This is a genomic window from Natrialba aegyptia DSM 13077 (genome assembly GCF_000337535.1).
Classification (GTDB): Archaea; Halobacteriota; Halobacteria; order Halobacteriales; family Natrialbaceae; genus Natrialba; species Natrialba aegyptia.
The window spans coordinates 78,860-104,327 of the sequence record NZ_AOIP01000031.1 but is presented as its reverse complement, the minus strand read 5'-3'; the positions used below and the strand labels follow the sequence as shown (position 1 = coordinate 104,327).

The window sequence follows — 25,468 nt, the reverse complement described above, 5'->3', positions numbered from 1 at the left end:
ATCGGTGTTCCTCGAGGACCAGTGACGGGCACGGTATCGACGACGGCAATCAGGCGGCAATCGGGCCGCTACGACGCGAAACACCTAACACCGATCCGATGGAATAACACTGTATGACCGATTCCGTCGCGGTCGTGCCCGTGGCCAGTCAGTCTGACGGCCCGCGCGAGACGGTGTTCGTAGGGGCCCCGTAGCCCCCTATCCCCACCCTGTTTCGACGGATGTATTGTCGGCGACCAGCATTCACCGAGCAACGACCGGTATCAGCAATGGATCACAGTCACTGCTACATCGCACTGACGACGTATCGACGACGCCCGATTCGGGCGGTGAGAGCATGAGTATGGACGCACAAACGGACGAAGACCCCGAACCATCGCTTGAGGGCGGCTACGACCCCGAAACGGTCGAGTCGCGCTGGCAGGACCGCTGGGTCGACGAGGAGATTTACGCCTACGAGAGCGACCCCAAACGCGATCCGAACACCGTCTACGCCATCGACACGCCGCCGCCGACGGTCTCGGGCAGTCTGCACATGGGCCACCTCTACGGCTCCACCCTGCAGGACTTCGCCGCCCGGTTCCAGCGGATGGCGGACGGCGACGTGCTGTTTCCGTTCGGCTACGACGACAACGGGATCGCGAGCGAGCGCCTGACCGAGAAAGAACTCGACATCCGCCACCAGGACTACGAGCGCCGCGAGTTCCAGGAACTCTGCCGCGAGGTCTGTACGGAGTACGAGGCCGAGTTCACCGAGAAGATGCAAAACCTCGGCACCTCGATCGACTGGTCGAACACGTACAAGACGATCGAGCCGCGGGTTCAGCGGATCTCCCAGTTGTCCTTCCTCGATCTCTACGAGAAGGGCCGGGAGTACCGAAAGAAGGCCCCTGCGATCTGGTGTCCGGAGTGCGAGACGGCGATTTCCCAGGTCGAGATGGAAGACGACGAGCGGCATTCGCACTTCAACGACATCGCGTTCGACGTCGTCGGTGACGGTGCGGACCGCGACGAGTTCATCATCTCCACGACGCGACCCGAACTCATCCCGGCCTGCGTCGCCGTCTTCGTCCACCCGGACGACGAGGACAATCAGGATCTCGTCGGCGAGACGGCTCGCGTGCCGATCTTCGGCCACGAGGTGCCGATCATCGCGGACGACCGCGTCGACATGGAGAAGGGAAGCGGCGTCGTCATGTGCTGTACCTTCGGCGACCAGAACGACATCGAGTGGTACCAGGCCCACGACCTGCCGCTTCGCGTCGCCATCGACGAGTCGGCGACGATGACCGACCTGGCGGGCGACTACGAGGGCCTCTCGACGGAAGAAGCGCGCGAGGCCATCGTCGAGGACTTAGACGACGACGGGTACCTGCGCGACCGCTGGGAGATCACGCACGCCGTCGGCGTCCACGAGCGCTGTGACACGCCCGTCGAGTTCCGCGTCTCCAAGCAGTGGTACGTCGAGATTCTGGACCACAAGGAGGAGTACCTGGAGGCCGGCCGGGAGATGGACTGGTACCCCGAGAAGATGTTCACCCGCTACAAGCACTGGATCGAGGGCTTGGAGTGGGACTGGCTCATCTCGCGCCAACGCGACTCGGGGATTCCGTTCCCGGTCTGGTACTGCGCCGAGTGCGACCACGAGATCATGGCCGCAAAGGAAGATCTCCCGGTCGACCCGCTTTCCGACGAGCCGCCGGTCGACGCCTGTCCCGAATGCGGCCACGACGAGTTCAGCGCTGAGGAGGACGTTTTCGACACGTGGGCGACGTCCTCGCTGACGCCGCTCATCAATGCCGGCTGGGACTGGGACGCCGACGCGGAGGCGTTCACGATGGACAAGCCGGAACTCTACCCGTTCGATCTGCGCCCCCAGGGTCACGACATCATCTCGTTCTGGCTGTTCCACACCGTCGTCAAGTGCTACGAGCACACCGGCGAGGTGCCCTTCGACGCAACGATGATCCACGGCCACGTGCTGGACGAGAACCGCGAGAAGATGTCCAAATCCAAAGGGAACATCGTCGCCCCCGACGAGGTCCTCGCGGAGTATCCGGTGGACGCCGTGCGCTTCTGGACGGCGAGCGCCGCCGTCGGCGACGACTTCCCGTACCAGGAGAAAGACCTGCGCGCCGGCGAGAAACTCCTTCGCAAGCTCTGGAACGCCTCGAAACTCGTCGACACGCTCGCGCCCGCCGAACCTGGCGAACCCGAGGAGCCAGCTGAACTCGAGCCGATCGACCGCTGGCTGCTCGCCGAACTGGACGACGCGGTCGACGAACTCACCGCGCAGTTCGAGGACTACGAGTTCGCCAAGGCGCGCGACCGCCTGCGCACGTTCTTCTGGAACACCTTCTGCGACGACTACCTCGAAATCGCGAAGGGCCGCGAGGACAATCCCTCGACGCAGTACGCGCTGCGGACCGCACACCGAACCTTCCTCGAACTCTGGGCCCCGTTCCTGCCGCACGTGACGGAGGAGATCTGGCAGGCGGTGTACGCGGACGGTGACGCTGCTCTCGACGACACGAGCATCCACACTCGCGACTGGCCCAGCCCGCAGGGCTACGAGGCCGACCTCGAAGCCGGCGAGACCGCACTCGAAGTCATCGGCGCGCTCCGACGCTACAAGAGCGAGCACCAGTTGCCGCTGAACGCCGACCTCGAATCGGTCTCCGTCTACGGCCCGATCGAGGGCTTCGAGGACGCCATCCAGAACGTGATGCACGTGCAGGACCTCGCGGTCCTCGAGACCGAACCGGAGGTCACCACCGAAGTCGCTTCGATCGATCTCGACTACTCGACGCTCGGACCGAAGTTCGGCTCCAAAGTCGGCGACATCGACGCCGGCATCGAAAGCGGCGAGTACGAGATCGACCGCGACGCCGACGTGCTCCGCGTCGCCGGCGAAGAACTCGACGACGAGTTATTCGAGGTCGAACTCGAACGCACCTACTCCGGCGAAGGGGACATGATCGAGACCGAGTCGGCGGTCGTCATCGTCGACTAATCGACGGCGACGAACTCGCTGGCCTCGCTTCGCTTCGAGTTCAGCAACGGAACCGGCGGGAAATTTCCGATGCTGGTGCTGACCGGAACCGGACGAAACCGGCGGTCAAATCGTTCTTTTAGTTATCCGTATCCTCTTGAAGACGGGTTGCGTTCGCGACGACGTTCGAACTCGAGGCCGAGTAGTTGACACTGACGCCGACGGACGCGATCGCGGACACCGAACTCGATGACGAGGGCGACGGCGATACCGACACCCTTATCACCACCTCGACGCGCGGCGATCCCAACGACGAGTATCAGCGACTGTGCGAGTTCGAACTCGAGGTCGTCGACGAACCGGACGGCGGGACGGAGCCACGGCGGCTGATCACGGAGCAACTGCTCCGGCACAGCCAACTCTGGGATGCGGTCGCACTCGCAGCCGAGCGCGACGTATCCACCGTTCGTATCGAGGAATACAACGGCACGCATCCGGCGTTCGGGCACGACAGCGACGGTCTCTACGAGTTCCGGGGTCAGTACTACCGCGTTCGGACAGCTGAACTCGAGTAGTCGGACGATGAACTCGTTTTCCAGAACTCGTTTCCGAGAAGGTGTGGCCGCCGTCCGTTACGGTCGCGTCGTGCTCTCGACGCCGCCAGCCGGTTCCGTTTCTGCCTCGGACGCCGCTTGAGTCGCCCGCTCCCGGTCGAGTTCGCGTTCGCAGTGCTTGATGCGCGTCGCCAGCGCGAGAAAGAGAGCGAGGAGGGTGAACGTGACTTCGCCGCCGGCGACGACGCCGAGGGCGTCGGCTCCGAGGAACATGGGGGTATCACGCGCCACGGGGATGATCGTGTGATGGAGGTCGCCGGCGACCGGGACGAAGTAGTCGACGAGGAGGTTGCTCGCGTACCAGACGAGTGCGACGGCGACGGCTCGAACGGGGAAGTCGGTGATGCGGTGGAGGACGAACGCCTGGACGACCATCGCGAGGTGGCTCCAGAACAGGAACTGGTACATGAGCGGATCGAGGGAGGCGTAGGCGTCGGCGAACGCGAGCAGCGTGTACGGCGTCCAGAGGCCGAGGATCACGTTCCCGAAGAACGCGAGTGCGGTCAGCCACGGGAGTTCGTGGCCGAGTTTCCAGGCGGCGATCGCGAGCGCAATGAGCAGGGTCGCCATTGGACTGTCGGGAACCCACGGCCACAGTGCCGGTGGCGTTCCGGCGAACTGGCCGGAGTAGTACCAAAACCCGAAGGCCGTTCCGGCGAGATTGATCGCCACGACGAGCCACGCGAGGCGGAGTCCCAGATTTTCGATCGATCGCGGAACAGGGGCGAGATACCGCGGCAATCGATCGCGATCGCGGGTCGACGGCCTGGTCGACGGAGTCATCGGTTTCGTCCAGTTCGACGGACGGAGTCCGCAAAACAGTAGCGATTAGGTGCGAGTGGAGTTTCAAACACTGAACGGTATTCAATATAACCCGATAATGATGGACGCGAGTCGATCTATTTCGGACCACGGTAAACGAGTTGTAACAGAGACGTATCCGCAACAGACACGCGTAAGTGCGATGGGTGAAAACGCCACACTATGACCGAGACCACCGATCTCGAGGAACTGCGACGCGGGACCGACCTCGTCAAGCGCGGCTTCGCACAGATGCAAAAGGGCGGCGTCATCATGGACGTCGTCAACCCCGAACAGGCCCGTATTGCCGAGGACGCTGGTGCAGTCGCCGTCATGGCGCTGGAAGCTGTCCCCGCAGATATCCGCAAGCGCGGCGGCGTCGCTCGCATGGCGGACCCCGCCGATGTCGCGGAGATCGTCGAGGAAGTTTCCATCCCGGTGATGGGCAAGGCCCGCATCGGGCACACGAAGGAAGCCCAGATCCTGGAGGCCGTCGGCGTCGATATGATCGACGAGAGCGAGGTTCTTACGCCCGCCGACGACGCCTACCACATCGACAAGCGCGACTTTACGGCACCCTTCGTCTGCGGCGCGCGCAACCTCGGCGAGGCACTGCGCCGAATCAACGAGGGTGCGGCGATGATCCGTACCAAGGGCGAAGCCGGCACCGGCGACGTCAACCAGGCCGTCCACCACCAGCGGACGATCAAGGGCGCGATCCGCGAGTTAGAGGGCATGACTCACGAGGAGCGCGAGGCCTACGCGCGCGAGATCGAAGCACCCGCCGAGTTGGTCCACGAAACCGCGGAGATGGGTCGTCTCCCGGTCGTCAACTTCGCCGCCGGCGGGATCGCGACGCCCGCAGACGCGGCGCTCATGATGCACCACGAGTGCGACGGTATCTTCGTGGGCAGCGGCATCTTCGGCGCGGAGAATCCACCCGTGATGGGCGAGGCCATCGTCCAGGCGACGAACAACTGGGACGACCCCGAAACGCTCGTGGAGATTTCGAAGAACCTCGGAAAAGGGATGAAGGGCGACGCGAACGCCGATCTGCCAGAAGAGGAGAAGTTGCAGGGACGGGGCGTCTAAGACGAGTTCACCGTCAAGTTAGTACCGAACCAGCCATCGACCTGGGGGTCTCGGTACAGACGGCCCCGCCAGTCGACTACTGTTCATTACGATCTGCCGTTCGAGCAATCGAATGCGCTGTTCGAGTTCCTCGAGCCAAGTAACCTTCCGCCCGAGAGAGGTGCCGAAAAACGACGCGAACAGCGAGCCGAAGAGCGACCGAGTTCTGTCACCAATTCGCTCGCCTGCGTCCGGCGAGCGTCAGTCCCAAGAATCCGAGATACGTCACCAGCGCGCCCGCCATCGCCGAGAGGACGGGCGAGGGTGCGACCGTCGCCCCGCCGACGATCGCGAGGAGTGCAAGGCCGACCGCCGTGACCTGCACGGCCGGCCGCTCCCAGTACTCGCGGACGAGGGCGGGATCTCGAGCGGCGATGAACTCGAACGCGATCGTTCCACACCCGCCACCGGCGGCAGAACGCAGCGACACCGACACATCGACGATCGCGAAGGTGAGGCCGACGGCGGCGAGAACGAGTACCGCGAGAGCCGCGTCGATTCGTGTCCCCATTCGTGCTTGCTCGCGGCGAGACGACCGTACTCACTCCCGATACAGCTGTGCGCCCGCACCGACGCGCGTTTGGTAGGCGCGACTCTCGATTCCTGCGGCCTCGAAGGCGTCGAGCATCGCCGAGGCGACTTGCCCTCGCTGGTCGTCGTGGCGACAAACGGCGAGCACGCCAGGCCCGGCACCGCTGACTGTGACGCCCGTGGCACCTGCATCGAGAGCGGCTTCTCGAACGGCCTCGTAGCCGTCGATGAGCGCGCTGCGTTCGGGCGTGACGATTTCGTCCGTCATGCCCTGTCCGACGAGTTCGGGATCGTTCCGGGCCATGCCGACGGCGAGCGTGGCGGCACAGCTGACGGTGTCAACGATGTCGGAAAGCGGTGCCTGGTCGGGAACGACGTCACGCGCATCGCGCGTCGAGACGGTCGTTTCGGGAAGACAGACGACGAGCGGCAGGGAAGCGTCCACCTGTGTGACGTTACTGCCGGTATCGGTATTGGAAACGATGGTAAAGCCGCCGAGAAGCGACGGTGCGACGTTGTCGGCGTGGGCCTCGCCCGAGACGAGCGCTTCGCCCTCCGCGGCGATCGGCACGAGTTCGTCGCGCGAGTAGCCGCGGTCGTAGAGTTCGTTGAGTGCGACGGCTGCGCCGGCCGCGCTCGCAGCCGAGGAGCCGAGACCGGACGACGGGCGGATGCCCTTGTCGATCTCGATACGAGCGGGGGCGTCGAGTGCGTCCGCGACGGCCCCGACGGTGTTCTTTTCCGGGTCCTCCGGAATGAACTCGCTTCCGGTGCCGGTCACGGTGATCGTCGTTTCCGGCGCGCGTTCGACGCGAACGATGTCGGCGGGTGCGCCGAGCGCGATACCGAAGACATCGAAGCCGCTGCCGAGATTTGCGCTCGTCGCCGGAGCCCGCACGGTGAGCATGCCGTCCCATTTCCAGACTGCAGGCAAAAAGGTAGCGGACCGGACCGAACGCGATGGCGGGCCGATTCCAGTTTCAGTTCCAGTTCCAGTTCCAGTTCCAGTTTCAGTTATAGTGCCGGTTCCGATTGTGGTTCGGTTCCGGTTTTGGTTTCAGTGCCGGTAACGATGGAGGTGCCGATGACGGACAATCAGTGCTGGTCTCGAGACACTGACTGTCGACGGTGATCGTCAGGCGTCATCGGCTGCGTCGTCGTCCGCTGCGTTGCCGAACGTGAACACGTCGTCGTCGGTCTCCGTTTCGTCGGTCGACTCCGTCTCTGTGTCCGCGGACTCGTCGCCCTCACGATCCGCTTCGACTGATCCAAGCGGATCGATACTCTCGGTGTCGTCTTCGTCGAACGTGGCAGCCTCGTCGACCGTATCGTCACCGACGGCATCGTCAGCGGCCACATCGTCGCCACCCACACCGAGTTCGGAATCGGTTTCGGCCGCCCCGTCGGCGTCGGTTTCGAACGCCAGCGGGTCCGGCGTCGCGTCTCCCGCGTCGGCCTCGTCACTCGCGGCTGCCGAGTCGAGAGCCGTCGGGTCGGCTGGCGTTTCCGGGCCTCCATCGCGGTCGGTTGCAGGGTCGACGGCGAGCGGATCGGCCGACTCGTCGACCGCCGACTCGTCGAACACCGGTCCGTCGAACGCCGACTGCTCGACGGTGTGCTCGCTGAACTCGTCGGCGTCGGAACCGGACTCGCGCCCGGTTGCGACATCGGCAGTATCGACGGGTCCGTCATCGTCAGTCTCGGCTTGAAGTGCAGCCGCGGATTCCGGTTCTGGCTCGGGTTCGTCTTCGACGGTGATGCTGTCGGTGGGGGTGTCGTCCGTGGTGTCGGTATCGGTGTCGGTGTCGACGGCACCGTCAAACGTCGGCTCATCGAACTCGAGTCCCGTTTCGGTCTCCTCGATCGTCACGTCCAGATCGAGTGCAGCCTGCTCGACGTCGGTCTCGAACCGATCGAGGGCGGCGGAGAGCTGGGCGGACTGCTCGGAGAGGTTCGAGGCGGAGTTCGTGACTTCCGTCAGCGCCGTCGTCTGTTCCTCGGCGGCCGCGGCGACGTTTTCGGCCTCCGAGGTCGTCTCCTCGGAGACGGTTGCCGCGTCGTCGACCATCGCAACGACCTCCTGGGTCGAGGCCGCCTGTTGTTCGGTCGCCGCGGAGATTTCCTGCACGCCGATATTCGTCTCCTGGGCGAGATCGGTAATTTCTTCGAGCGCATCGACGGCCGCCGTGACGCGCTCGCTCGCGGCGTCGATGTTCGAACTCGTCCCCTCGACCTCGGCGGCGGACTGTTCGGTGCGCTTGCGGATCGCTTCGAGGCGGTCTTCGGCTTCGTCGGCCGCCTCCGCAACGTCCTCGGAGAGCGCCTTGACTTCCGTGGCGACGACGGAGAAGCCCTCTTCGTCCTCGCTGGTGACCGTGCGGGAGGCCTCGATGTTCGCGTTCAGCGCCAGCATGTTCGTCTGGCGGGCGATTTCGGATATCGTGGTGATCAGGTCGTCGATCTGCTGGACTTCGTCTTCGAGGCGCTGTATTTCCTCGACAGCACCGCCGGCCTCGGACTCGATATCGTCCATCGCGGCGATCGCTTCCTGTGCGGCTTCCTGGCCTTCCTGGCCGGTTTCGACCGTCCGTTCGGCGATGTCTGCGACCTGGTTCGAGGAGGCTGCGATCTCCTCGGTCGTCGTCGAGAGGGCACTCATCTCCTGGTTGACCGACTGCAGCGACTCGTTCTGCTGTTCTGCCCCCTCGGAGATTTCCTGAATCGATTCCGAAACCTGTTGGGAGGCCGATCGGACCTCCTCGCTCGAGGCGGTCACCTGCTCGGAGGCCGTCGCAACGTCGGTCGCGAACTGGTTCAGTCCGGCCACCGTCTGCTCGATTTCCTCGAGCATGACGTTGAAGTCGGTCGCAATGTCGGCCATCGCCTCGTTCTCGCTGTCGGCGTCCATCCTGGCGGTCAGGTCGCCGTCGGCGGCCGCCTCCATCACGTCGCTGTACTCGTCCGCCTGCCGTTCGAGGTGCGTGTTGATCTCCGCGATCCGCTCGCGCTCGAGTTCAGCTTCTTCGCGGGCCGTCTCCGCCTCCTCGATCTGTTCGCGCAATGCGCCACGCATCGAGTCGAACCCGTCGTAGAGGCGGCCGATATTGTCGATACGCTTGGTCTCGAGGTCGACGTCGAGATCGCCGTCTTCCATCTGTCCGGCTTTGTTCGTGAGCCGATCGATCGAAACGGCCGTATTCCGGCCCAGCACCGCACCGACCATTCCGACCATCAACACGCCGATGAAGGTCGCGATGTATCCCCACTCGCTGATCGTGCTGACGAAGCCGTAGGCCTGGTCGGTCGGCTCGTGTGTGAGGACGACCCAGTCGGTGCCGTAGACCCGTGCCGAACTGGCAACGTACTCCTCGCTATCGAACTCGTACGTGTCGAGGACGCCGGCGGCCTCGCCGGAGACCTCCCGCGTACTTGCACCCTCCGTCAGTGCCGAATCGATCAGGTCGGTGTTGCCGTCGTAGGGCTGGCCGAGCGTCTCGTAGTCCCCGCCGTAGTCGGCGTTGTCGAGGATGATTTCGTTGTTGGATCCAGTATCGACGACGACGGTTGCGACCTGGTCGTCGTCCTGGAATTGGTTGCCGTACGCTTCGAGTTCAGCCGTGTAGACGAGCGCCCGGTCGTCCGCGTTGGGAACGGAGAGGACGTAGGTGATGACCGACGACTCCTCGCCGAGTTCACCCTCGAGAACCTGCGGGCTGGAAACCCAGGGGACCTGGGCCGTTGCCTGGTCGTAGGCGTCGTCCGAGACGGTTTCGAGTCCGGTTGCGGATTGGCCCCGGAGTTCGTCCTCGGTGCTCGCGAGGACCGTCTCGTCGGCGGTGTCGACGTAGCTGATCGAGAAGGTGTCGACGTCGAGGTGTTCCTCCCAATCGAGGAGGCGCTGTTCGATCGCGTCGGCGTCGTCGCTGGCGACGACATCGGAGTGGGCGAACGTCGCGATCGTCTGTTCGTTCTGTTCGTTCCACATCTGCAGTCCCTGTGCTTCTTGGCCGGCGAACGCGGTCTGATCGGACTGGGTGCGCTGTTCTACCTCGTTGGTGATGCCAGCGGTCGCACCGATTCCGATCAGGCCGATCGACAGTCCGATCACCAGCAACGCGATCCCGAATTTGACCGCGTACCGGCGTCGAATTGCCGACGGCACTACACGTCGAATATCCATCGATAGTCAACGCGTGCGGTGGTCGGTACATAAAAGGTGATCCACAGTTATCAGCACCGATAATCGAACGGGGGGTGTTGCCCGCTCGTCTGGCAGCAGCCTGGTATGTGCGAACGTGACTCGTGTCGAGCGTCACGGTGAGGGTTCGTGTCGGGATAGTTTCCAAACGAGCTTTTGAGTGATAGTTGATAAAACGGGGTGGCAGTGTAGATGCGCTCCAGTCCCGCTCTCGCGTAAACCTCTCCGGAACCGTTAAGAAACATAGGTCGAAAGAACAGTCCAGTATGACGGACTTTGATCGGGAACGGACGACCCCGACCGCTGCTGGGAAGCAGTCCCAGCACAGTCTTCGGCGGCGTCAACTTCTCGCGACGGCGGCCGGCACGGCCGCGCTCTCCACGGCAGGGTGTACGGACACGTACGAAACTATCGTCGGCAGTGAAACCGAGGACGGAGAGACGGTGACGATCGGCGTCCTCGCTCCCGAACCAGAAAGCGACTTCAACGGTCGCGCGATCGCTCGCTCGGCCCGGGTCGCCCGCGATCTCCTCAACGAAACGGGCGGTATCAACGGTCGCACGGTCGAACTGGCGGTCGGGAACACGAGCGGCAGCCCGCTCGAGGCCCGCCGGGAATACCAGCGGCTCGTTCTCGAGGAGGACGTGGCCGTCACGATCGGCGTCTCGACGAGCGAAGTCCTCGAGGCGATCATCGACGATATCGCGGAACAGGAGACGCTTCACATCACCGCCGGTGCCGCAACCTCCAGCGTGAGCGAACTCGTCCGCGAGGACTACGAGCAGTACAAGTACCACTTCCGCGCCGGGCCGGTCAACGACTACGACCTCGGGCAGGCCCAGATCGACTTCCTCGGCGACATGGCACCCGACCTGGGCTGGGACTCGATCGCGCTGCTGGCCGAGGATTACGAGTGGAACCGCGGCGCGTGGGAAACCTTCCAGGACGAACAGTCGGGAATCGATCTCGAGATCGTCATGGAAGAACGGTACCCGCCGGCAACCGACGACTTCTCGGACATCTACGAGGCCGCCGAAGACGAGGGTGCCGACGCCGTGTTCATCTCGACCGCCCACACCGGTACCGACGCCGTCGTCGACTGGACGGCCCAGGAACCTGAACTCGAGTTCGGCGGGATCCACGTGCCGATGCAGTTACCGACCTACTACGACGCGGTCGACGGCGCCTGTCGGTTCGCGGTCGGACAGAGCAGCGCGCCGCTCGGTGCGGAGGTAACGGCGGAAACGCCGACCTTCGAGGACGCGTATCAGGACGCCTACGGAGAATCCTCGCCGGTCTACACCGGCTACTTCGCCTACGACGCGGTCGCGCTGTTCGCCGAGGCGGCCACGCAGGCGGAAACGGTCGATTCCGCCGACCTCGTGCCGGTGCTCGAGGACATCGAGTTCACCGGCAGCGCCGGGCAGATCGAGTTCTACGGCCGGGATCACGAGTTCCCGCACGACCTCGCGTACAACCGGGGCGACACGCTGTACTTCCAGTGGCAGGAAGACGATGCGGGGAACGGCACCCAAGAAGTCATCTGGCCGGACGAGCACGCGACGGCGGAGTACGTCACACCGGAGTGGCTTTGAGGACTGGAAGCGAGCTGCAGCGGGTTCGGAGAGCCGACTCTGATAGCGGGTCGAGGCGGGTTCGGTCAGGTCGGCGCAACGGCTCGTAGTACGACGGGCGAGTATCGGTCGCTGCCGCGGATGTAATGGAAGTCAAGTGGAAGCCGGTTGGCGTTGGCGGCATCGATGGTGTCAACGGCATCGGCGAGAGCGCAGCGGCGGTTGTAGCGCCAGCGCGAGGTGATCGACCGGCCCGGCGCTCAGTTCTCGCTGTCGCCGCCGCTCTCGTTTTCGTTCTCGGGCGCGTTCGTCCCGGCGTCATCGCGGACGCCGACCGCCTGCGAAACGTCGACGTCAGCGGGTTCGTCCCGCCCGCCGACGACGGTCTCACCCGACTCGGTTTCGACGTAGACGTCGTCCGCAAAGCCGCCCTCCGCGTGGGGATGGACGGGATCGTCGAGTTTCTCGGGCGTCGACGGGGCCTCGGTCAGTCCCGCCGGCGGCGCGAACTGGCCGAGCGGCTCGTCGATCGTAATGTCCCAGCGCTCGAAGAACTCGCGGTAGCGGTCGTAGTGGGCGTCGAGTTCGTCAGTGGGGAATTCCATCATTTCGGTCCAGCCGTGGTTGTAGAAGTCGAACGCGGCCTGGATGTGGGTGATTTCGCGGGCTTCGGCCTCGGAGTAGCCGTCCTTGAGCGCCCGCAGGTAGGTGTCGATCGTGGCCTCGAAGAGGTCGTCGAGGTGGTCCTCGCGCTCGTCGGCGTGGGCGGGGTCTGCTTTGTCGAGGAAAACGCCCGTGTGGAGACGGACGAGTCCGGCGGTGGCGACGGATCGAACGACGGGCGTCTGGAGCGCCGTTCGGGAGGCGAAGTGGCGCGCGTTCTGGCGGAGTTTCATAGCGGATAGTACGGTGGCGTCCCTAAAGAGCGGTTCGGGACGGTGTTGGTCACGCGGTTCGGGTGTCGGTTCAGCACCGGACTGGTATTACCAATGTTCACAAGCATCGGGCTGAAACTGACAATTGTTGCAATCTTCAGGGTCGAACGGGAAAATGAACGAGATAGCAATCCACTTTAACCCGCATTACGAACGGTCGAGATATGACAGACTACGTCATCATCGGGGACGGTATCTCGGGCAGTTCGGCTGCCGAGACCCTCCGGGAAGAAGACCCGGAGTCATCGATCACCGTCATCACCGATGAGGGGGAGTCGCTGTACAATCGCATTCTCATCAAGGAACACGCGAAGGGCAAGCTTCCCGAAGCACCGATCTCGATTCACGACGAAGAGTGGTACGAAGAGCGTGACATCGACCTCTCGCTCAACACGCACGTGACGACGGTCGATCCGGACGAGAAGATCGTCCACACCCACGAGGGAGAGGACATCACCTACGATAAGCTGCTTATCGCGACCGGCGGAACGCCGACCCAGCTGCCGGTCGACGACAGCGATGCCGAGGGCGTCCACCACTTCTGGACGTTCCAGGACGCCCGTCGCATCCGCGAGAGCGCGGAAGCCGCGGAGAACGGCGTCATCGTCGGTGCTGGACTCCTCGGTATCGACTTCGCCGCCGTCTGTGGCGCACAGGGCGTCGAGGGCAAGTACCTCATGCGCGGCGACCGCTGGTGGCGCTACGCGCTCTCCGGGGACGGCGCGGAGATCATGCACGAGGGCATGCGCGAGAAGGGCGTCGAACCGGTCTTCGACAGCGGCGTCGACCACTTCGAGACCGACGCGGACGGACAGGTCACGGCCGCCGTCGACCCGAACGGCGAGCGATACGAGTGTGACTTCGCCGGCGTCGCGATCGGGCTGACGTTCAACACCGAGTTCCTCCGCGGGGTCGGCCTCGAGATGAACAACGGCATCGTCGTCGACGAGTTCATGCAGACGAACGTCGACGATATCTACGCGGCGGGAGACATTACCCGCTTCTACGACGTGCTGCTCGACGAAGAGGCCCAGAACGGGTCCTGGGGATCGGCGAAGGAACAGGGTCGCGTCGCGGCGGTCAATATGGCTGCAGACGACGAGGACGAAGTGTTCGAGTGGGTTTCGTCGTACTCGATTACGCACTTTGACTTCCCGTTCCTTTCCTTCGGTCATCCGACGCTCGGTGACGAACACGTCGAACGCCGGTACAGCGACACCGAGTGGCGACGCATCGCGATCAAGGACGGCAAGATCGTCGGCGGTGTGCTCATCGGCGACCTCTCGCCGCAGCGGACGCTCAAGCAGTTGATGCGCGAACAGCGCGACATCGGCGAGCAGGCGGAGGTCCTTCTCGAGCCGTCCGTCGAAATCGACGACCTCGCGCCTGCACAGAGCCAAGAGCAGTAAGGCTCCTTCGCAGTTTGGCGTCGATACCGATCTCAGTCCGTTATCGAACGATCGTCACTGGAACCGGTGCTCGACGAACGACCTGTTCCGCGACACTTCCCAGTAGCGCCCGCGAGACCCCCGTCCGGCCGTGACTGCCGATGACGATCCGATCGACGGCGTGTTCGCGAGCGTAGTCGACAATCGTGCGGGCCGGTCGTCCCTCGACCAGTTCGGTCGCCACCGACTGCTCGGCCGCCGCGGCGCGGTCGTGAGCCGCCTCGAATAGGCCCGTCGCTCGCTCTCGGCGTTGCTCGAGCAGCGGTCCGGCACCCAGATGCGCGAACTCGCCGTAGCTGCTTTCCGAGAGGGAGATGGTGTGAAGAACGGTAATCTCGTCGTCCGGGTGCTCCCTGAGGGCGTACTCGAGCGCGGCCCAGCCCGGCTCGGAGTCGTCGAGCGCGACGAGCAGGTGCATGGGTGTTTCTACGGCACCTGGCTACTTGAATGACACTTGTTACCACACGTTCTGCGAGTCGGGAGTGCAAGGACACGATTCCGGAGAGCGTGCTGGTTCTGTCCACCTATCCGATCCTTGCAAGGCCAACGCTCGAAACAAACTGTGTCGCTGCGGTACGACGTGTGAGACACTCACAATGAGCACGAAATCACCCTCCGAGGCGGACGTGCTTCGGCCGATCCGGCAAACATCGACCGTATACTACGTTCTCGTTGCTATTGCTGGGTTGGCGTTCGGGCTCTTTCTCCTCGGGTGGGGCTATCAGCTCACGGAGGGGATGGTCGTCACCGGGCTGGGTGACTGGGGGACCGGCGGCGGCGTCACGTGGGGAATCTACATCGGCGCGTTCATCTGGTGGGTCGGGATCGCCCACGGTGGCATCATCCTCTCCGCTGCAGTCCGACTGCTCGGCATGGACCGCTACATGCCGGTCGCCCGTCTGGCCGAACTGCTCACCATCGGTGCGCTCTCCGCCGCCGCGTTCTACATCGTCGTCCACCTCGGCCGACCGGATCGGATGGTCACGAGCATCGCCGGCCACTACCACATCACCGTCCACGCATCACCGCTGGTGTGGGACGTGACCGTCATCACGGCCTACTTCGTCCTGACGGCGACGTATCTCGCACTGACGCTCCGGTACGACATCAGCCGGCTGCAGTCCGATCTGCCGGACCGCTTCAATCCGATCTACAACATGCTGACGATCGGTTACACCGAACGCGAGGACGAGGTCGTCCAGCGAATGGTCTGGTGGATCGCACTGGCCATCATCATCATGGCACCACTGCTGCTCCACGGCGGCGTGATCCCGTGGCTGTTCGCCGTGCTCCCGACCCTGCCGCGCTGGTTCGGCGGCGTTCAGGGACCGCAGTTTCTCACCATCGCCCTGACCTCCGCGATCAGCGGCGTTATTCTCCTCGCCAGCGCCTTCCGTCGCGCATACGACTGGGACCACATCATCACCGACGACATCTTCCGCGGACTCACGCTCTGGCTCGGCTTCTTCAGCCTCCTGTTCCTGTGGCTCCAACTACAGCAGATACTCACCGGCACCTTCGCCCCGCCGACCGACCTGGGTCACGTCTGGGCAGCGTCCCTCGGTAGCCCCATCTACCTCACCTCGATGACGCTCGTTAGTCTCACCCTCGCGTACATCTTCGCACAGACGATTCGCCCCGCGCTGTTTACCCGACGGCGCGCCGCCATCGCCGCGGTTGCAATCCTCCTCGGGACGATCCTCGAGAAGGTCCTGTTCGTCGTCGAAGGCCTGGAGTACCCCGCGTTCGAAATCTACGCCGCAACACCTGGCCACTACATTCCCAGCCTGATCGAGTTCGCCTCGCTCACCGGGACGATCGGCATGGTCTCGCTGTTCTTCCTCCTCGTCGCCAAGGTCATCCCCGTGCTCGAACTCCACGCTATCGACCACCTCCGTCTCGAACGCGGCGAAGACGACGAGCACCGAGAGTCCGGCACCGGCCCACCGACGCGCGACTGACCGAGTTCCCCTCCCGTATCGCCGTCGCGCCGTCCTGCGCTCGCCCGCGATCCCGTTCCGTGCACCGAAACTCGATCATCCAGCAGGCTCCGTGCACCGAAACTTGATTACCCAGTAGGCGGATCGTCGCCCATGGTCGACAAGACAGCCGTTCGACGCGGGTACGACGAACTCGCGGAGACGTACGCCGCGGAACGAGCGGCGAACGAGGACGGACGCGAACGCGACGTGCTCGCGACCTTTCTGCGCTCGATGGAGACCCCGGGACGGGTGCTCGACGCCGGCTGCGGGCAAGGAACGCCCGTTCTCCGCGACCTCGACGGGGACGGACCTCGAACCAGCGACGGAAACGGGGACGGGAACGCGAACGAAGACGGAAACGGAGACGGAAACACCGACGAAAACGGAACCCGCGAGGCAATCGGCATCGACGTCTCGCGCACCCAACTCGAACTCGCCGCGGAAAACGCGCCGACGGCAGCCCTCTCGCAGGGCGATATGACGCGCCTCCCCCTTCGTGATGACTGCTGTGACGCCGTCACCGCGCTCCACTCGCTGATCCACGTGCCGCTCGCAGACCACCGGGCGGTCATCGACGAGTTCAGTCGCGTCCTGCGCCCGGGCGGTCGCGTGCTCGTCTCGGAGGGGGCGAGCGAGTGGACCGGGACGAATCCCGACTGGCTCGACAGCGGTGTCGAGATGCAGTGGCACATCGCCGGCATCGAGGCGACGCGAGAGCAGTTACGGGCGGCCGGCTTTAGGATTACCGACGAGTGGGGGACGACGGAGTCGTTCGCCGACCAGGACGAGCACTGGCGGTATCTGGCCGCTGAACTCGACGCCAAAAGAGCGACGTCCGGGCTGCCGACAACGCGTCACTCGGAGTAGCCTTCCTGCAGGAAGGTCCCCTCCGTCTCGTACATCGACACCAGTTCTGCGATGAGTTCTTCGGGGGACTGGCCCGGCTCACGGTGTTCGTCGAGTCGGTCCTTGAGATCGTCGCTGATTTCGAGTGTGTGGCTCATTGTAGCGTTGATCTGGTGATCTGCTCTATCGAGCCGAGGCTCCGATTCTGCGTTTCGGCTCGAACCGCGCTCGCGACGGTCAGCGTGGAAAGGGCACCGCAGTAGCGTCCACGGGTGCCAGCAGTATATACTCCGGGGACGCCATTGCCACGCCGTGCGAGCCAGCAGGAGACGGCCGGAGCGTTATCCGCGATATCGACCTATCGGTTCGTATGACAGCACCACTGACCGAAGACGACGTCGGCAAGACGGTCGTCGATGCGGAAGGGAAAGAACTCGGGATCGTTGCGAAAGTCGACGGGAATCGCGCCGCCGTCGATCCCAATCCGTCGATCGCAGAACACCTGCTCGCCTCCCTCGGCTGGGAGGGCAAAGACGAAGAGGACTACACCGTCACGGAGGAAATGCTCGCGTCGGTCGGCGACGACGTCGTGCTCCGAGGCGACCTCTAACCGTTCTCGTCCGGCCGCTCGTCACCGCCGGTGACGCCGTTTCCGTCCGCCGGCTCGCCACTCGAACTCGCAGCCGCGGCCTCGTACACCGTCTGCCGATCCTCGAAGTATACCGGTGCGTCGCGGTCGGCCTCGAAGTGGATGACCCGTTCCAGCGCTTCCTGCCCGTCCGTTACGTCCGACTGGAGTTCGGCCCCGAGTTCAGTGTAGTCGGCCGCGAGTTGCTGGAAGGCTGCCATTCGCGTCTGCTTCGCCTCGACGAGAAACTGTTTTTCCTCGACATCGTTCTCGAGCGCTTCGATCTCCTCGAGATCGGTATCGGTTGCGTTCGGACCCGCGGCTCCGGTAGCGCCCGTCGGCGACGGTGTCTTCGTCCCGTTGACGCCCGACGACTTCGCCTCGAGTCGCGACCGGATCTCGGCCATGTCCGCGTCGATGTCGTCGAGCAGGTCGTCGGCCTCCTCGCGCATGGTCTCGACGTGACCGCTGAGCAGCCCCGCCTGCGTCCGACAGTACTCGACGAACTCGTCGACCGACAGTGTCGGCTCGCTCCCGCTGTCGTCGCTCATGCATGACTGTTCGGGCTACCGACCGAAGATACTTTGGTCGGACCGAGCCACCGCATGGAGTGGCGCTAATAGTTACCAATGACCACGTCATTTGGCTTTCAGACCCGTTAAGTTGCTTCGGCTACTGACACAACTACGATGAATCGAGCACCGGTACTGCGACCACCGTTCTCCCGTCGTCCGACGAGTGCAGACCGATGAGCAAGGAGACAATCGAAGTACGCGGGGCGGAAGAGCACAACCTGAAGGATCTCGACGTGACGATCCCCCGCGAGGAGTTCACCGTCGTCACCGGCCTCTCGGGATCGGGCAAGTCCTCGCTGGCGTTCGAGACCGTCTACGCCGAGGGCCAGCGCCGGTACATCGAGAGTCTCTCGGCCTACGCCAGGAACTTCCTGGGGCAGATGGACAAGCCACAGGTCGAGACCGTCGAGGGGCTCTCGCCGGCGATTTCGATCGATCAGAAGAACGCCGCGAACAACCCGCGCTCGACGGTGGGGACCGTCACGGAACTCCACGACTACCTTCGCCTGCTGTACGCCCGCGTCGGCACGCCACACTGTCCCGAGTGCGGCCGCGAGGTCGGCGAGCAGTCGGCCCAGAACATGGTCGAACGCATCCTCGAACTCCCCGAGGGGACGAAGGCCAAACTCGCCGCGCCCGTCGTCCGCGACCAGAAGGGGGCCTTCGAGGACCTCTTTGATGAACTCGTCTCGGAGGGCTACGCTCGCGTCGAGGTCGACGGCGAGGAACACGATTTGACGCTCGATACGCCCGACCTGGACGAGAACTTCGATCACACCGTCGACGTGATCGTCGACCGCGTGACGGTCTCGACCGAGGATCGCCCGCGGATCGTCGACAGCGTCGAGACGGCGCTGGACGAAGCCGAGGGCGTGCTGAAGGTCATCCTTCCCGACGCGCCCGAGGAAGTTGCGGCTGAACTCGGCGAGGAGGCTCGTCGGACGGGCGCGCTGGGCGAGGAAGTCGAGGAAGACGACCGCTTCGTCGTCGAGTTCTCGAAGGATCTGGCCTGCACCCACTGCGGGATCGACGTGCCGGAGATCGAGACGCGTTCCTTTTCCTTTAACTCGCCCCACGGAGCCTGTCCCGAGTGTGAGGGTCTGGGCGAGACGAAGGAGGTCGACGAGGACCTGGTCGTCCAGGATCCCTCGAAGCCGGTCAAGCACGTCTTCGAGGCCTGGAGCTACAACCGGTCGTACTACCAAACTCGTCTCGATTCCGTCGCCGAGCACTTCGACGTGTCGCTGACGACGCCGTTCGAGGACCTCGACGAGGACGTACAACGGCAGTTCCTCTACGGTACCGATCGCGAAGTCGTCTTCAAGCGCAGCACGAAAAACGGTACTCGGCGCAAACAAAAGCGCTTCGAGGGCGTTATTCCGAACCTCGAACGGCGGTACATCGAGACCGATTCGGACTCGACCCGCGAGCACATCGAGGACTACATGTCGGTCACGGAGTGTCCAGCCTGCGACGGAACGCGGCTGAAGCCCGCCTCCAGAGCAGTGCTGGTCGACGACGCGGCCATCACCGAGATCAACGCGATGAGCATCGGCGACGCGCTCGCGCACTTCGAGTCGATGGAAGCCGACCTCACCGAGCGCGAGCGGGTCATCGCCGAGGAGATCCTAAAGGAGATCCGCGCCCGCCTCGGCTTCATGGTCGAAGTCGGCCTCGAGTACCTCACCCTCGATCGGGAGGCCTCGACGCTCTCGGGCGGCGAGAGCCAGCGCATCCGCCTGGCGACCCAGATCGGTTCCGGTCTCGTCGGCGTCCTCTACGTGCTCGACGAGCCCTCGATCGGGCTCCACCAGCGGGATAACGACCGGCTGCTCGATACCCTAGAAGAGCTTCGCGACCTGGGCAACACCCTGCTCGTCGTCGAGCACGACGAGGAGACGATGCGCCGCGCGGACAACGTCATCGACATGGGGCCCGGCCCCGGCAAGCGCGGCGGCGAGGTCGTCGTCAACGGCTCCGTCGAGGACGTCAAAGCCTGCGACGAGTCGATCACCGGCGACTACCTCTCCGGCCGCCGGCAGATTCCGGTCCCGGAGCAGCGACGCGATCCCGACGGGGCGCTGACGATACTCGGCGCGCGCCAGCACAACCTCTCGAACCTGGACGTGGACATCCCGCTCGGAAACTTTACGGCGATCACCGGCGTCTCGGGCTCCGGTAAGTCCACGCTCATGCACGACGTGCTCTACAAGGGCCTCGCCCGCGAGATGAACGACAACACGAGCGTCATTCCCGGCGATCACGACGAACTCGAGGGACTCGACCAGATCGAAACCGTCCGGCTGATCGACCAGTCGCCGATCGGTCGTACCCCCCGCTCGAACCCCGCCACGTACACCGGCGTCTTCGACTACATCCGAGACCTGTTCGCCCAGACCAAACTGGCGAAACAGCGCGGCTACGAGAAGGGACGCTTCTCCTTCAACGTCAAAGAGGGACGCTGCGAGGAGTGTGGCGGACAGGGTACCGTGAAGATCGAGATGAACTTCCTTTCGGACGTCTACGTCCCCTGTGAGGAATGCGGCGGCGAGCGCTACAACGACGCCACCCTCGATGTCACCTACAAAGGCAAGACCATCTCCGACGTGCTCGATATGAGCGTCGAGGAAGCCTACGAGTTCTTCGAATCCTCGAGCCAGATCCGCCGCCGGCTCAAATTGCTGCAGGACGTCGGACTCGATTACATGAAACTCGGCCAGCCCTCGACGACGCTCTCGGGCGGCGAGGCCCAGCGGATCAAGCTCGCAGAAGAACTCGGCAAGAAAGATTCCGGCGAGACGCTGTACCTGCTCGACGAGCCGACGACCGGCCTGCACTCGGCCGACGAGCGCAAACTCGTCGACGTGCTCCACCGGCTGACCGACAACGGCAACACCGTCGTCGTCATCGAACACGAACTCGACCTCGTGAAAAACGCCGACCACATCATCGACCTCGGTCCCGAGGGCGGCGAAAACGGCGGCAACGTCGTCGCCACGGGCACCCCCGAGGACGTGGCCCGACTCGATGACTCCCACACCGGGCGCTACCTGCGGGACCTGTTGCCCGACGTTGAACTCGACGGACCGCGCGGCGAGCGCGTCGAACCGGTTTCGGCACCGATGGACGACGACTGATACCCCGCGCTACGCCGTCTCACACACCGCCGCAAATCCGAACGATTACCGAGGTCGACTACAAAGACGGACAACGAACGTCGAATGTCGATACTCACGACGAACTCGCTTCGGCGGCGACTCGGTGTGTGCGGAGGAGTGACGCTTGCGGTCGTCGCCGGACTGTTCGCACTCGGCGGGCCGACGACGACGATCGATCTGTTTCTGATCGGGTGGCTCGCGTTCGGCGGCCTCGCGCTGCTCGTCGTCGGCGTCCGCGATCGTATCGCGCTCGGCGTTACGACGGTTGGCTGGCCGCGAATCGCTGCAGTCGGGCTGGCCGTCCTGTCGGTCGCAGCGAGTTCAGTCGGCTTCCTGCAACTGCTGACCGCGCCGGGCGGGTGGGGGATACTGACAGCCTGTCTTGCCCTCGGAACCTCGCTGATTCTCGCGTTCGGAGCGCTCGAGTGCGGGTTGGGCGGGGTGCAACTCGACGAGGAACTGTTTACTGTCGAGTAACCGGCCGTGCATGCGAACGCACCGCGACTCGTTTGAGGATCGAACGCCTACTACAGAGTATGCGTATCGCTATCGCCCTTCGGGATCGACTCCTCGTCTGTACGGCTGACGCTGCAGCGCAGTCGTCGTCACAGTCCTCGTTCTCGTCCTCGTCCTCGTCGGACACAGCCACCACGTCGGAGACGACGAGCACGGTGGAGACGGCGGCGGAAACGACCGCCGACTGGACGACGACCACCCGGCTCTCCGGTCACAAACTCCGGTGCGTTGCGGTCTCCCCCGACGCGCCCGAACGATTGTTCGTCGGCACGTTCGAACATGGTCTCTTTCGAAGCACCGACGGCGGCGAGACGTTCGATCGACTCGAAACCGGCGACGTGTTCGCGAGCGAAGCCGTCATGTCGCTCGCGATCAGCCCGCACGACCCGGCCGTGCTTTACGCCGGCACCGAACCCAGCCGCGTCTACCGGAGCACGGACGGCGGCGACTCCTGGACTGAACTCGGCGGGCTGACCGACCTGCCCTCGGAATCGGAGTGGTACTTCCCGCCGCGGCCCCACACGCACCACGTCCGCTGGCTCGAGGTCGATCCGTTCGACCCGGATCGACTCTACGTCGGCATCGAGGCGGGCGCGTTCGTCTACAGTACCGACGGCGGCGAGACGTGGCACGAGCGGCCCGACGGCTCGCGGCTGGACAATCACAGCCTGGCGACGCATCCCGATCGGGAAGGACGACTCTACGCCGCAGCCGGCGATGGCTACGCCGAAAGCGACGACGGCGGCGAACACTGGGAGAATCCGCAGGACGGTCTCGGCCACCGCTACTGTTGGAGCGTCGTCCCGAACCCCGCCGATCCGGACCAGGTGCTGCTCTCGAGCGCGAGCGGGGCGTCAACGGCTCACACCGCCAGCCGCGCCGAGTCGTACGTCTACCGCCGCACAGCGGGTGCGTCGTGGGAGCGTCTCGACGACAACGGATTGCCGACCGGCGAGGGCGTCGTCCGGACCGTCTTCGCGACGACAGGCGACGACACCGTCTACGGCGTGAACAATCGAGGGCTGTTGGTCACCGCTGACTTCGGGGACCGATGGGAACGGGTCGACATCGAGTGGCCCGATGAACTCGAGATGCAGACGCCGCGAGGAATCGCCGTCGTCTCGGCGTAACGCGATACGCCGTCACCGTCACACCCGAGCAATACGACGATCACGACGGCGTAAACCGGCGCGACGACGGCAGTGCTCAGGACGGTTCCGAGAGTTGGGACACTTGCGAGGAGTTCCGCCGCGAGTAGCAGCAGTCACTGGTCGCTTCGAAATCCTTTTAGGCGCTACACGGGGATAGTAGGGTAACTGAGTGATATCATGGACGTCGACATCATCTCCGAATCGGAGAACCCCATGTTGCACCGGACGGACGTGACGTTCGAACTGACCCACGAGGACGCAACCCCGGAGCGCCTCCAGGTTCGTGACAGCCTCGCGGCGAAACTGAACAAGGACGCCGACGAGGTCGTCATCCGCAAACTCGAAACCAAGTTCGGGATGCGAAAGACCGTCGGCGAGGCAAAGGTCTACGACACCGCAGACCACGCCCGCGACGTCGAACAGGACCACATGCTCGAGCGCAACAAGATCGGCGTCGAGGAAGAGGCTGAAGCAGACGCTGATCCGGAGGAAGCATAAATGGCGCGCTACGAACTCTACGGCGACGACGGCAGCATCGAGGGCGAGCAGTGTCCCCGCTGTGGCGACGTCTTCCTCGCCGACCACGGCGACCGCAAGCACTGTGGCAAGTGCGGCTACACCGAGTGGGCCTAACGACGAGCACCGCTGAGTCGTGAGCCCGAGTTCAGCCCCGCGAGTACTCGGCATTGAAGGCACCGCCTGGGCGGCCAGTGCGGCCGTCTTCGACGCCGAGACCGACGACGTTTTTATCGAAACCGACGCCTACGAGCCGGAAAGCGGCGGCATTCATCCCCGCGAGTCCGCAGAGCACATGCACGACGCGATTCCGGCGGTGGTCGAACGGGCACTCGACCATGCCCGCGAGACGTTCGACGGCCCCGATTCGGAGCCGCCGGTCGACGCCGTCGCCTTCTCCCGCGGTCCCGGGCTCGGCCCCTGCCTGCGAACCGTCGGAACGGCCGCGCGGGCGCTGAGCCAATCGCTTGGCGTCCCACTCGTCGGCGTGAATCACATGGTGGCCCACCTCGAGATCGGCCGCCACACCGCCGACTTCGACTCGCCCGTGTGTCTCAACGCCAGCGGCGCAAACGCTCACCTGCTGGCCTACCGCAACGGCCGCTACCGCGTCCTCGGGGAGACGATGGACACCGGCGTCGGCAACGCGATCGACAAGTTCACCCGCCACGTCGGCTGGTCCCACCCCGGCGGGCCGAAAGTCGAGGCGGCCGCGGAGGACGGCGAGTTCATCGATCTCCCCTACGTCGTCAAGGGAATGGACTTCTCGTTTTCGGGGATCATGAGCGCCGCGAAGCAGCGCTACGACGACGATGTAGCGGTCGCGGATATCTGCTACTCGCTCCAAGAGACCATCTTCGCCATGCTGACCGAGGTGGCAGAGCGCGCGCTCTCGCTGACCGGCAGCGACGAACTCGTGCTGGGCGGCGGCGTCGGACAGAACGCCCGTCTGCGCGAGATGCTTGAAACGATGTGCGACCAGCGCGGGGCCGACTTTCACGCGCCCGACCCCCGGTTCCTGCGGGACAACGCTGGCATGATCGCCGTCCTCGGCGCGAAGATGTACGCGGCCGGCGACACGCTCGCGGTCGAAGATTCGCGCGTCGATCCGAACTTCCGGCCGGATCAGGTGCCGGTCACGTGGCGAGGGGGGGCCGAGCGAAGCGAGGACCTCGAAACCCCAAGCGGTGACGGAAGGACCCGCGAGCAGGGCGAGGAACCCGAACTCGCCCTCGCCCCCGGACGCGGCGCTTCTCGCGACGATCAGGTCCGCGGTGCCGAGGCGCTCGTCGACCTCGACCCCGCGACGGGGCGGGTGCGCAAACGCCGTAAGCCGAAGACGTACCGCCACCCGACCCTCGACGATCGACTCCGCCGCGAGCGGACGACCCTCGAGGCCCGGCTGACGAACCTCGCGCGCCGCGAGGGCGTCCCCACGCCGGTGCTCTCGGATGTCGATCCGCTGGAGGCGCGACTCGAACTCGAGTTCGTCGGTGCGGCCGATCTCCGCGACGAACTCGATAGTGATCGCAGGGTAGCGTACGTCCGCGATGTCGGTCGCCACCTCGCACGATTGCACGAGGCGGGGTTCGTCCACGGCGATCCGACGACGCGAAACGTCAGGGTGAACGCGGATCGGACGTACCTCATCGACTTCGGACTGGGTTATCACACAGACCACGTCGAGGATTACGCGATGGATCTGCACGTTTTCGATCAAAGTCTCGTCGGCACCGCCGACGATCCCGAGCCGCTTCGGGACGCAGTCCGCGAGGGCTATCGCGATGTCGGTGACGAGCGGGTGCTCGAGCGGCTTCGGGATGTCGAAGGTCGGGGACGGTACACCTGAGTTGGGCCGCCTTCGAGCGACTG

Annotated in this window: 22 protein-coding genes; 14 read left to right on the top strand and 8 right to left on the bottom strand. The window is 64.4% G+C overall.

The genetic code is table 11. From position 1 onward, the window contains the following. The first annotated feature begins 226 nt into the window (after positions 1 to 226). Both C480_RS11645 and C480_RS11640 read left to right on the top strand, forming a co-directional pair. The gene (locus tag C480_RS11645) at positions 227 to 3,013 is read left to right on the top strand and encodes a valine--tRNA ligase (RefSeq protein WP_083873373.1); all 2,787 of its coding nucleotides are present in this window, start codon (positions 227 to 229) and stop codon (positions 3,011 to 3,013) included. Between the two features lie 185 nt (positions 3,014 to 3,198). Next, on the top strand, positions 3,199 to 3,567 hold the full coding sequence (locus tag C480_RS11640; protein WP_006665811.1) for a hypothetical protein: 369 nt from the start codon (positions 3,199 to 3,201) through the stop codon (positions 3,565 to 3,567). A gap of 57 nt (positions 3,568 to 3,624) precedes the next feature. Here the strand turns inward: C480_RS11640 and C480_RS11635 are convergent, their stop codons facing one another. After that, entirely contained in the window at positions 3,625 to 4,389 is a 765-nt protein-coding gene (locus tag C480_RS11635) for a DUF1405 domain-containing protein (protein ID WP_006665810.1), read from the bottom strand. A gap of 201 nt (positions 4,390 to 4,590) precedes the next feature. Between C480_RS11635 and pdxS the strand changes: the two genes are divergently transcribed. Then, positions 4,591 to 5,499 (top strand): pyridoxal 5'-phosphate synthase lyase subunit PdxS, encoded by a 909-nt coding sequence (gene pdxS, locus C480_RS11630; RefSeq protein ID WP_006665809.1) that lies wholly within the window; start codon positions 4,591 to 4,593, stop codon positions 5,497 to 5,499. Between the two features lie 208 nt (positions 5,500 to 5,707). On the opposite strand, the gene C480_RS11625 is transcribed toward pdxS, so the two are convergent. From C480_RS11625 to C480_RS11615, 3 genes are all read right to left on the bottom strand, one after another. Further along, a complete protein-coding gene (locus C480_RS11625) occupies positions 5,708 to 6,049 on the bottom strand; it encodes a hypothetical protein (protein WP_006665808.1) in 342 nt (113 codons plus the stop codon). A 30-nt stretch (positions 6,050 to 6,079) separates the two neighbouring features. After that, positions 6,080 to 6,976 carry a homoserine kinase gene (locus tag C480_RS11620; protein WP_006665807.1) on the bottom strand — a complete coding sequence of 299 codons (897 nt, stop codon included), beginning with the start codon at positions 6,974 to 6,976 and terminating at the stop codon, positions 6,080 to 6,082. 228 nt (positions 6,977 to 7,204) lie between these two features. After that, positions 7,205 to 10,249, bottom strand: coding sequence for a methyl-accepting chemotaxis protein (locus tag C480_RS11615; protein ID WP_049903608.1), 3,045 nt, complete (start codon positions 10,247 to 10,249; stop codon positions 7,205 to 7,207). Positions 10,250 to 10,533: 284 nt separating this feature from the next. Between C480_RS11615 and C480_RS11610 the strand changes: the two genes are divergently transcribed. Continuing rightward, positions 10,534 to 11,862, top strand: coding sequence for an ABC transporter substrate-binding protein (locus C480_RS11610; RefSeq protein ID WP_006665805.1), 1,329 nt, complete (start codon positions 10,534 to 10,536; stop codon positions 11,860 to 11,862). A 239-nt stretch (positions 11,863 to 12,101) separates the two neighbouring features. Here the strand turns inward: C480_RS11610 and C480_RS11605 are convergent, their stop codons facing one another. Next, entirely contained in the window at positions 12,102 to 12,737 is a 636-nt protein-coding gene (locus tag C480_RS11605; protein WP_006665804.1) for a DUF6149 family protein, read from the bottom strand. 203 nt (positions 12,738 to 12,940) lie between these two features. Between C480_RS11605 and C480_RS11600 the strand changes: the two genes are divergently transcribed. After that, positions 12,941 to 14,185 (top strand): NAD(P)/FAD-dependent oxidoreductase, encoded by a 1,245-nt coding sequence (locus C480_RS11600; RefSeq protein ID WP_006665803.1) that lies wholly within the window; start codon positions 12,941 to 12,943, stop codon positions 14,183 to 14,185. A gap of 40 nt (positions 14,186 to 14,225) precedes the next feature. Here C480_RS11600 and C480_RS11595 read toward each other — a convergent pair whose 3' ends face one another. After that, complete coding sequence (locus C480_RS11595; RefSeq protein WP_006665802.1) at positions 14,226 to 14,642, bottom strand: universal stress protein; 417 nt, start codon at positions 14,640 to 14,642, stop codon at positions 14,226 to 14,228. A 178-nt stretch (positions 14,643 to 14,820) separates the two neighbouring features. On the opposite strand from C480_RS11595, the gene nrfD reads away from it, so the two are divergent. Both nrfD and C480_RS11585 read left to right on the top strand, forming a co-directional pair. Further along, positions 14,821 to 16,185 carry an NrfD/PsrC family molybdoenzyme membrane anchor subunit gene (gene nrfD, locus C480_RS11590; protein ID WP_006665801.1) on the top strand — a complete coding sequence of 455 codons (1,365 nt, stop codon included), beginning with the start codon at positions 14,821 to 14,823 and terminating at the stop codon, positions 16,183 to 16,185. A gap of 132 nt (positions 16,186 to 16,317) precedes the next feature. After that, positions 16,318 to 17,073 (top strand): class I SAM-dependent methyltransferase, encoded by a 756-nt coding sequence (locus tag C480_RS11585; protein WP_006665800.1) that lies wholly within the window; start codon positions 16,318 to 16,320, stop codon positions 17,071 to 17,073. Here the strand turns inward: C480_RS11585 and C480_RS23820 are convergent. Next, positions 17,061 to 17,210 carry a DUF7557 family protein gene (locus C480_RS23820; protein ID WP_006665799.1) on the bottom strand — a complete coding sequence of 50 codons (150 nt, stop codon included), beginning with the start codon at positions 17,208 to 17,210 and terminating at the stop codon, positions 17,061 to 17,063. The two genes, C480_RS11585 and C480_RS23820, sit on opposite strands and share 13 nt — an antisense overlap. Before the next feature lie 212 nt (positions 17,211 to 17,422). On the opposite strand from C480_RS23820, the gene C480_RS11580 reads away from it, so the two are divergent. Further along, a complete protein-coding gene (locus tag C480_RS11580; protein ID WP_006665798.1) occupies positions 17,423 to 17,662 on the top strand; it encodes a PRC-barrel domain-containing protein in 240 nt (79 codons plus the stop codon). Here C480_RS11580 and C480_RS11575 read toward each other — a convergent pair. Beyond that, positions 17,659 to 18,231 (bottom strand): thioredoxin domain-containing protein, encoded by a 573-nt coding sequence (locus tag C480_RS11575; RefSeq protein WP_006665797.1) that lies wholly within the window; start codon positions 18,229 to 18,231, stop codon positions 17,659 to 17,661. The two genes, C480_RS11580 and C480_RS11575, sit on opposite strands and share 4 nt — an antisense overlap. A 197-nt stretch (positions 18,232 to 18,428) precedes the next feature. Between C480_RS11575 and uvrA the strand changes: the two genes are divergently transcribed. The 6 genes from uvrA (at position 18,429) to C480_RS11545 (ending at position 25,445) form a co-directional block, all read left to right on the top strand. Further along, positions 18,429 to 21,392: an excinuclease ABC subunit UvrA gene (gene uvrA, locus C480_RS11570; RefSeq protein ID WP_006665796.1), complete on the top strand. Its 2,964-nt coding sequence runs from the start codon at positions 18,429 to 18,431 to the stop codon at positions 21,390 to 21,392. Between the two features lie 84 nt (positions 21,393 to 21,476). Next, on the top strand, positions 21,477 to 21,890 hold the full coding sequence (locus C480_RS11565; protein ID WP_006665795.1) for a hypothetical protein: 414 nt from the start codon (positions 21,477 to 21,479) through the stop codon (positions 21,888 to 21,890). A gap of 59 nt (positions 21,891 to 21,949) precedes the next feature. Then, positions 21,950 to 23,059 (top strand): WD40/YVTN/BNR-like repeat-containing protein, encoded by a 1,110-nt coding sequence (locus C480_RS11560; protein ID WP_006665794.1) that lies wholly within the window; start codon positions 21,950 to 21,952, stop codon positions 23,057 to 23,059. A gap of 198 nt (positions 23,060 to 23,257) precedes the next feature. Beyond that, positions 23,258 to 23,578 carry a 30S ribosomal protein S24e gene (locus tag C480_RS11555; RefSeq protein WP_006665793.1) on the top strand — a complete coding sequence of 107 codons (321 nt, stop codon included), beginning with the start codon at positions 23,258 to 23,260 and terminating at the stop codon, positions 23,576 to 23,578. Further along, a complete protein-coding gene (locus C480_RS11550; protein ID WP_006107993.1) occupies positions 23,579 to 23,713 on the top strand; it encodes a 30S ribosomal protein S27ae in 135 nt (44 codons plus the stop codon). It abuts the gene before it with no gap. A gap of 19 nt (positions 23,714 to 23,732) precedes the next feature. Then, on the top strand, positions 23,733 to 25,445 hold the full coding sequence (locus C480_RS11545; RefSeq protein ID WP_006665792.1) for a bifunctional N(6)-L-threonylcarbamoyladenine synthase/serine/threonine protein kinase: 1,713 nt from the start codon (positions 23,733 to 23,735) through the stop codon (positions 25,443 to 25,445). Positions 25,446 to 25,468: the final 23 nt, after the last annotated feature.

Excerpts from the sequence above, each read along its gene's own strand:
- C480_RS11555 (WP_006665793.1), top strand. The coding sequence starts at position 23,258 with ATGGACGTCGACATCATCTCCGAATCGGAGAACCCCATGTTGCACCGG.
- uvrA (WP_006665796.1), top strand. The coding sequence starts at position 18,429 with ATGAGCAAGGAGACAATCGAAGTACGCGGGGCGGAAGAGCACAACCTG.
- C480_RS11625 (WP_006665808.1), bottom strand. The coding sequence starts at position 6,049 with ATGGGGACACGAATCGACGCGGCTCTCGCGGTACTCGTTCTCGCCGCC.
- C480_RS11600 (WP_006665803.1), top strand. The coding sequence starts at position 12,941 with ATGACAGACTACGTCATCATCGGGGACGGTATCTCGGGCAGTTCGGCT.
- C480_RS11550 (WP_006107993.1), top strand. The coding sequence starts at position 23,579 with ATGGCGCGCTACGAACTCTACGGCGACGACGGCAGCATCGAGGGCGAG.
- C480_RS11605 (WP_006665804.1), bottom strand. The coding sequence starts at position 12,737 with ATGAAACTCCGCCAGAACGCGCGCCACTTCGCCTCCCGAACGGCGCTC.
- C480_RS11585 (WP_006665800.1), top strand. The coding sequence starts at position 16,318 with ATGGTCGACAAGACAGCCGTTCGACGCGGGTACGACGAACTCGCGGAG.
- C480_RS11575 (WP_006665797.1), bottom strand. The coding sequence starts at position 18,231 with ATGAGCGACGACAGCGGGAGCGAGCCGACACTGTCGGTCGACGAGTTC.
- C480_RS11615 (WP_049903608.1), bottom strand. The coding sequence starts at position 10,249 with ATGGATATTCGACGTGTAGTGCCGTCGGCAATTCGACGCCGGTACGCG.
- nrfD (WP_006665801.1), top strand. The coding sequence starts at position 14,821 with ATGAGCACGAAATCACCCTCCGAGGCGGACGTGCTTCGGCCGATCCGG.
- C480_RS11610 (WP_006665805.1), top strand. The coding sequence starts at position 10,534 with ATGACGGACTTTGATCGGGAACGGACGACCCCGACCGCTGCTGGGAAG.
- C480_RS11635 (WP_006665810.1), bottom strand. The coding sequence starts at position 4,389 with ATGACTCCGTCGACCAGGCCGTCGACCCGCGATCGCGATCGATTGCCG.
- C480_RS11595 (WP_006665802.1), bottom strand. The coding sequence starts at position 14,642 with ATGCACCTGCTCGTCGCGCTCGACGACTCCGAGCCGGGCTGGGCCGCG.
- C480_RS11565 (WP_006665795.1), top strand. The coding sequence starts at position 21,477 with ATGTCGATACTCACGACGAACTCGCTTCGGCGGCGACTCGGTGTGTGC.
- pdxS (WP_006665809.1), top strand. The coding sequence starts at position 4,591 with ATGACCGAGACCACCGATCTCGAGGAACTGCGACGCGGGACCGACCTC.
- C480_RS11620 (WP_006665807.1), bottom strand. The coding sequence starts at position 6,976 with ATGCTCACCGTGCGGGCTCCGGCGACGAGCGCAAATCTCGGCAGCGGC.
- C480_RS11560 (WP_006665794.1), top strand. The coding sequence starts at position 21,950 with ATGCGTATCGCTATCGCCCTTCGGGATCGACTCCTCGTCTGTACGGCT.
- C480_RS23820 (WP_006665799.1), bottom strand. The coding sequence starts at position 17,210 with ATGAGCCACACACTCGAAATCAGCGACGATCTCAAGGACCGACTCGAC.
- C480_RS11580 (WP_006665798.1), top strand. The coding sequence starts at position 17,423 with ATGACAGCACCACTGACCGAAGACGACGTCGGCAAGACGGTCGTCGAT.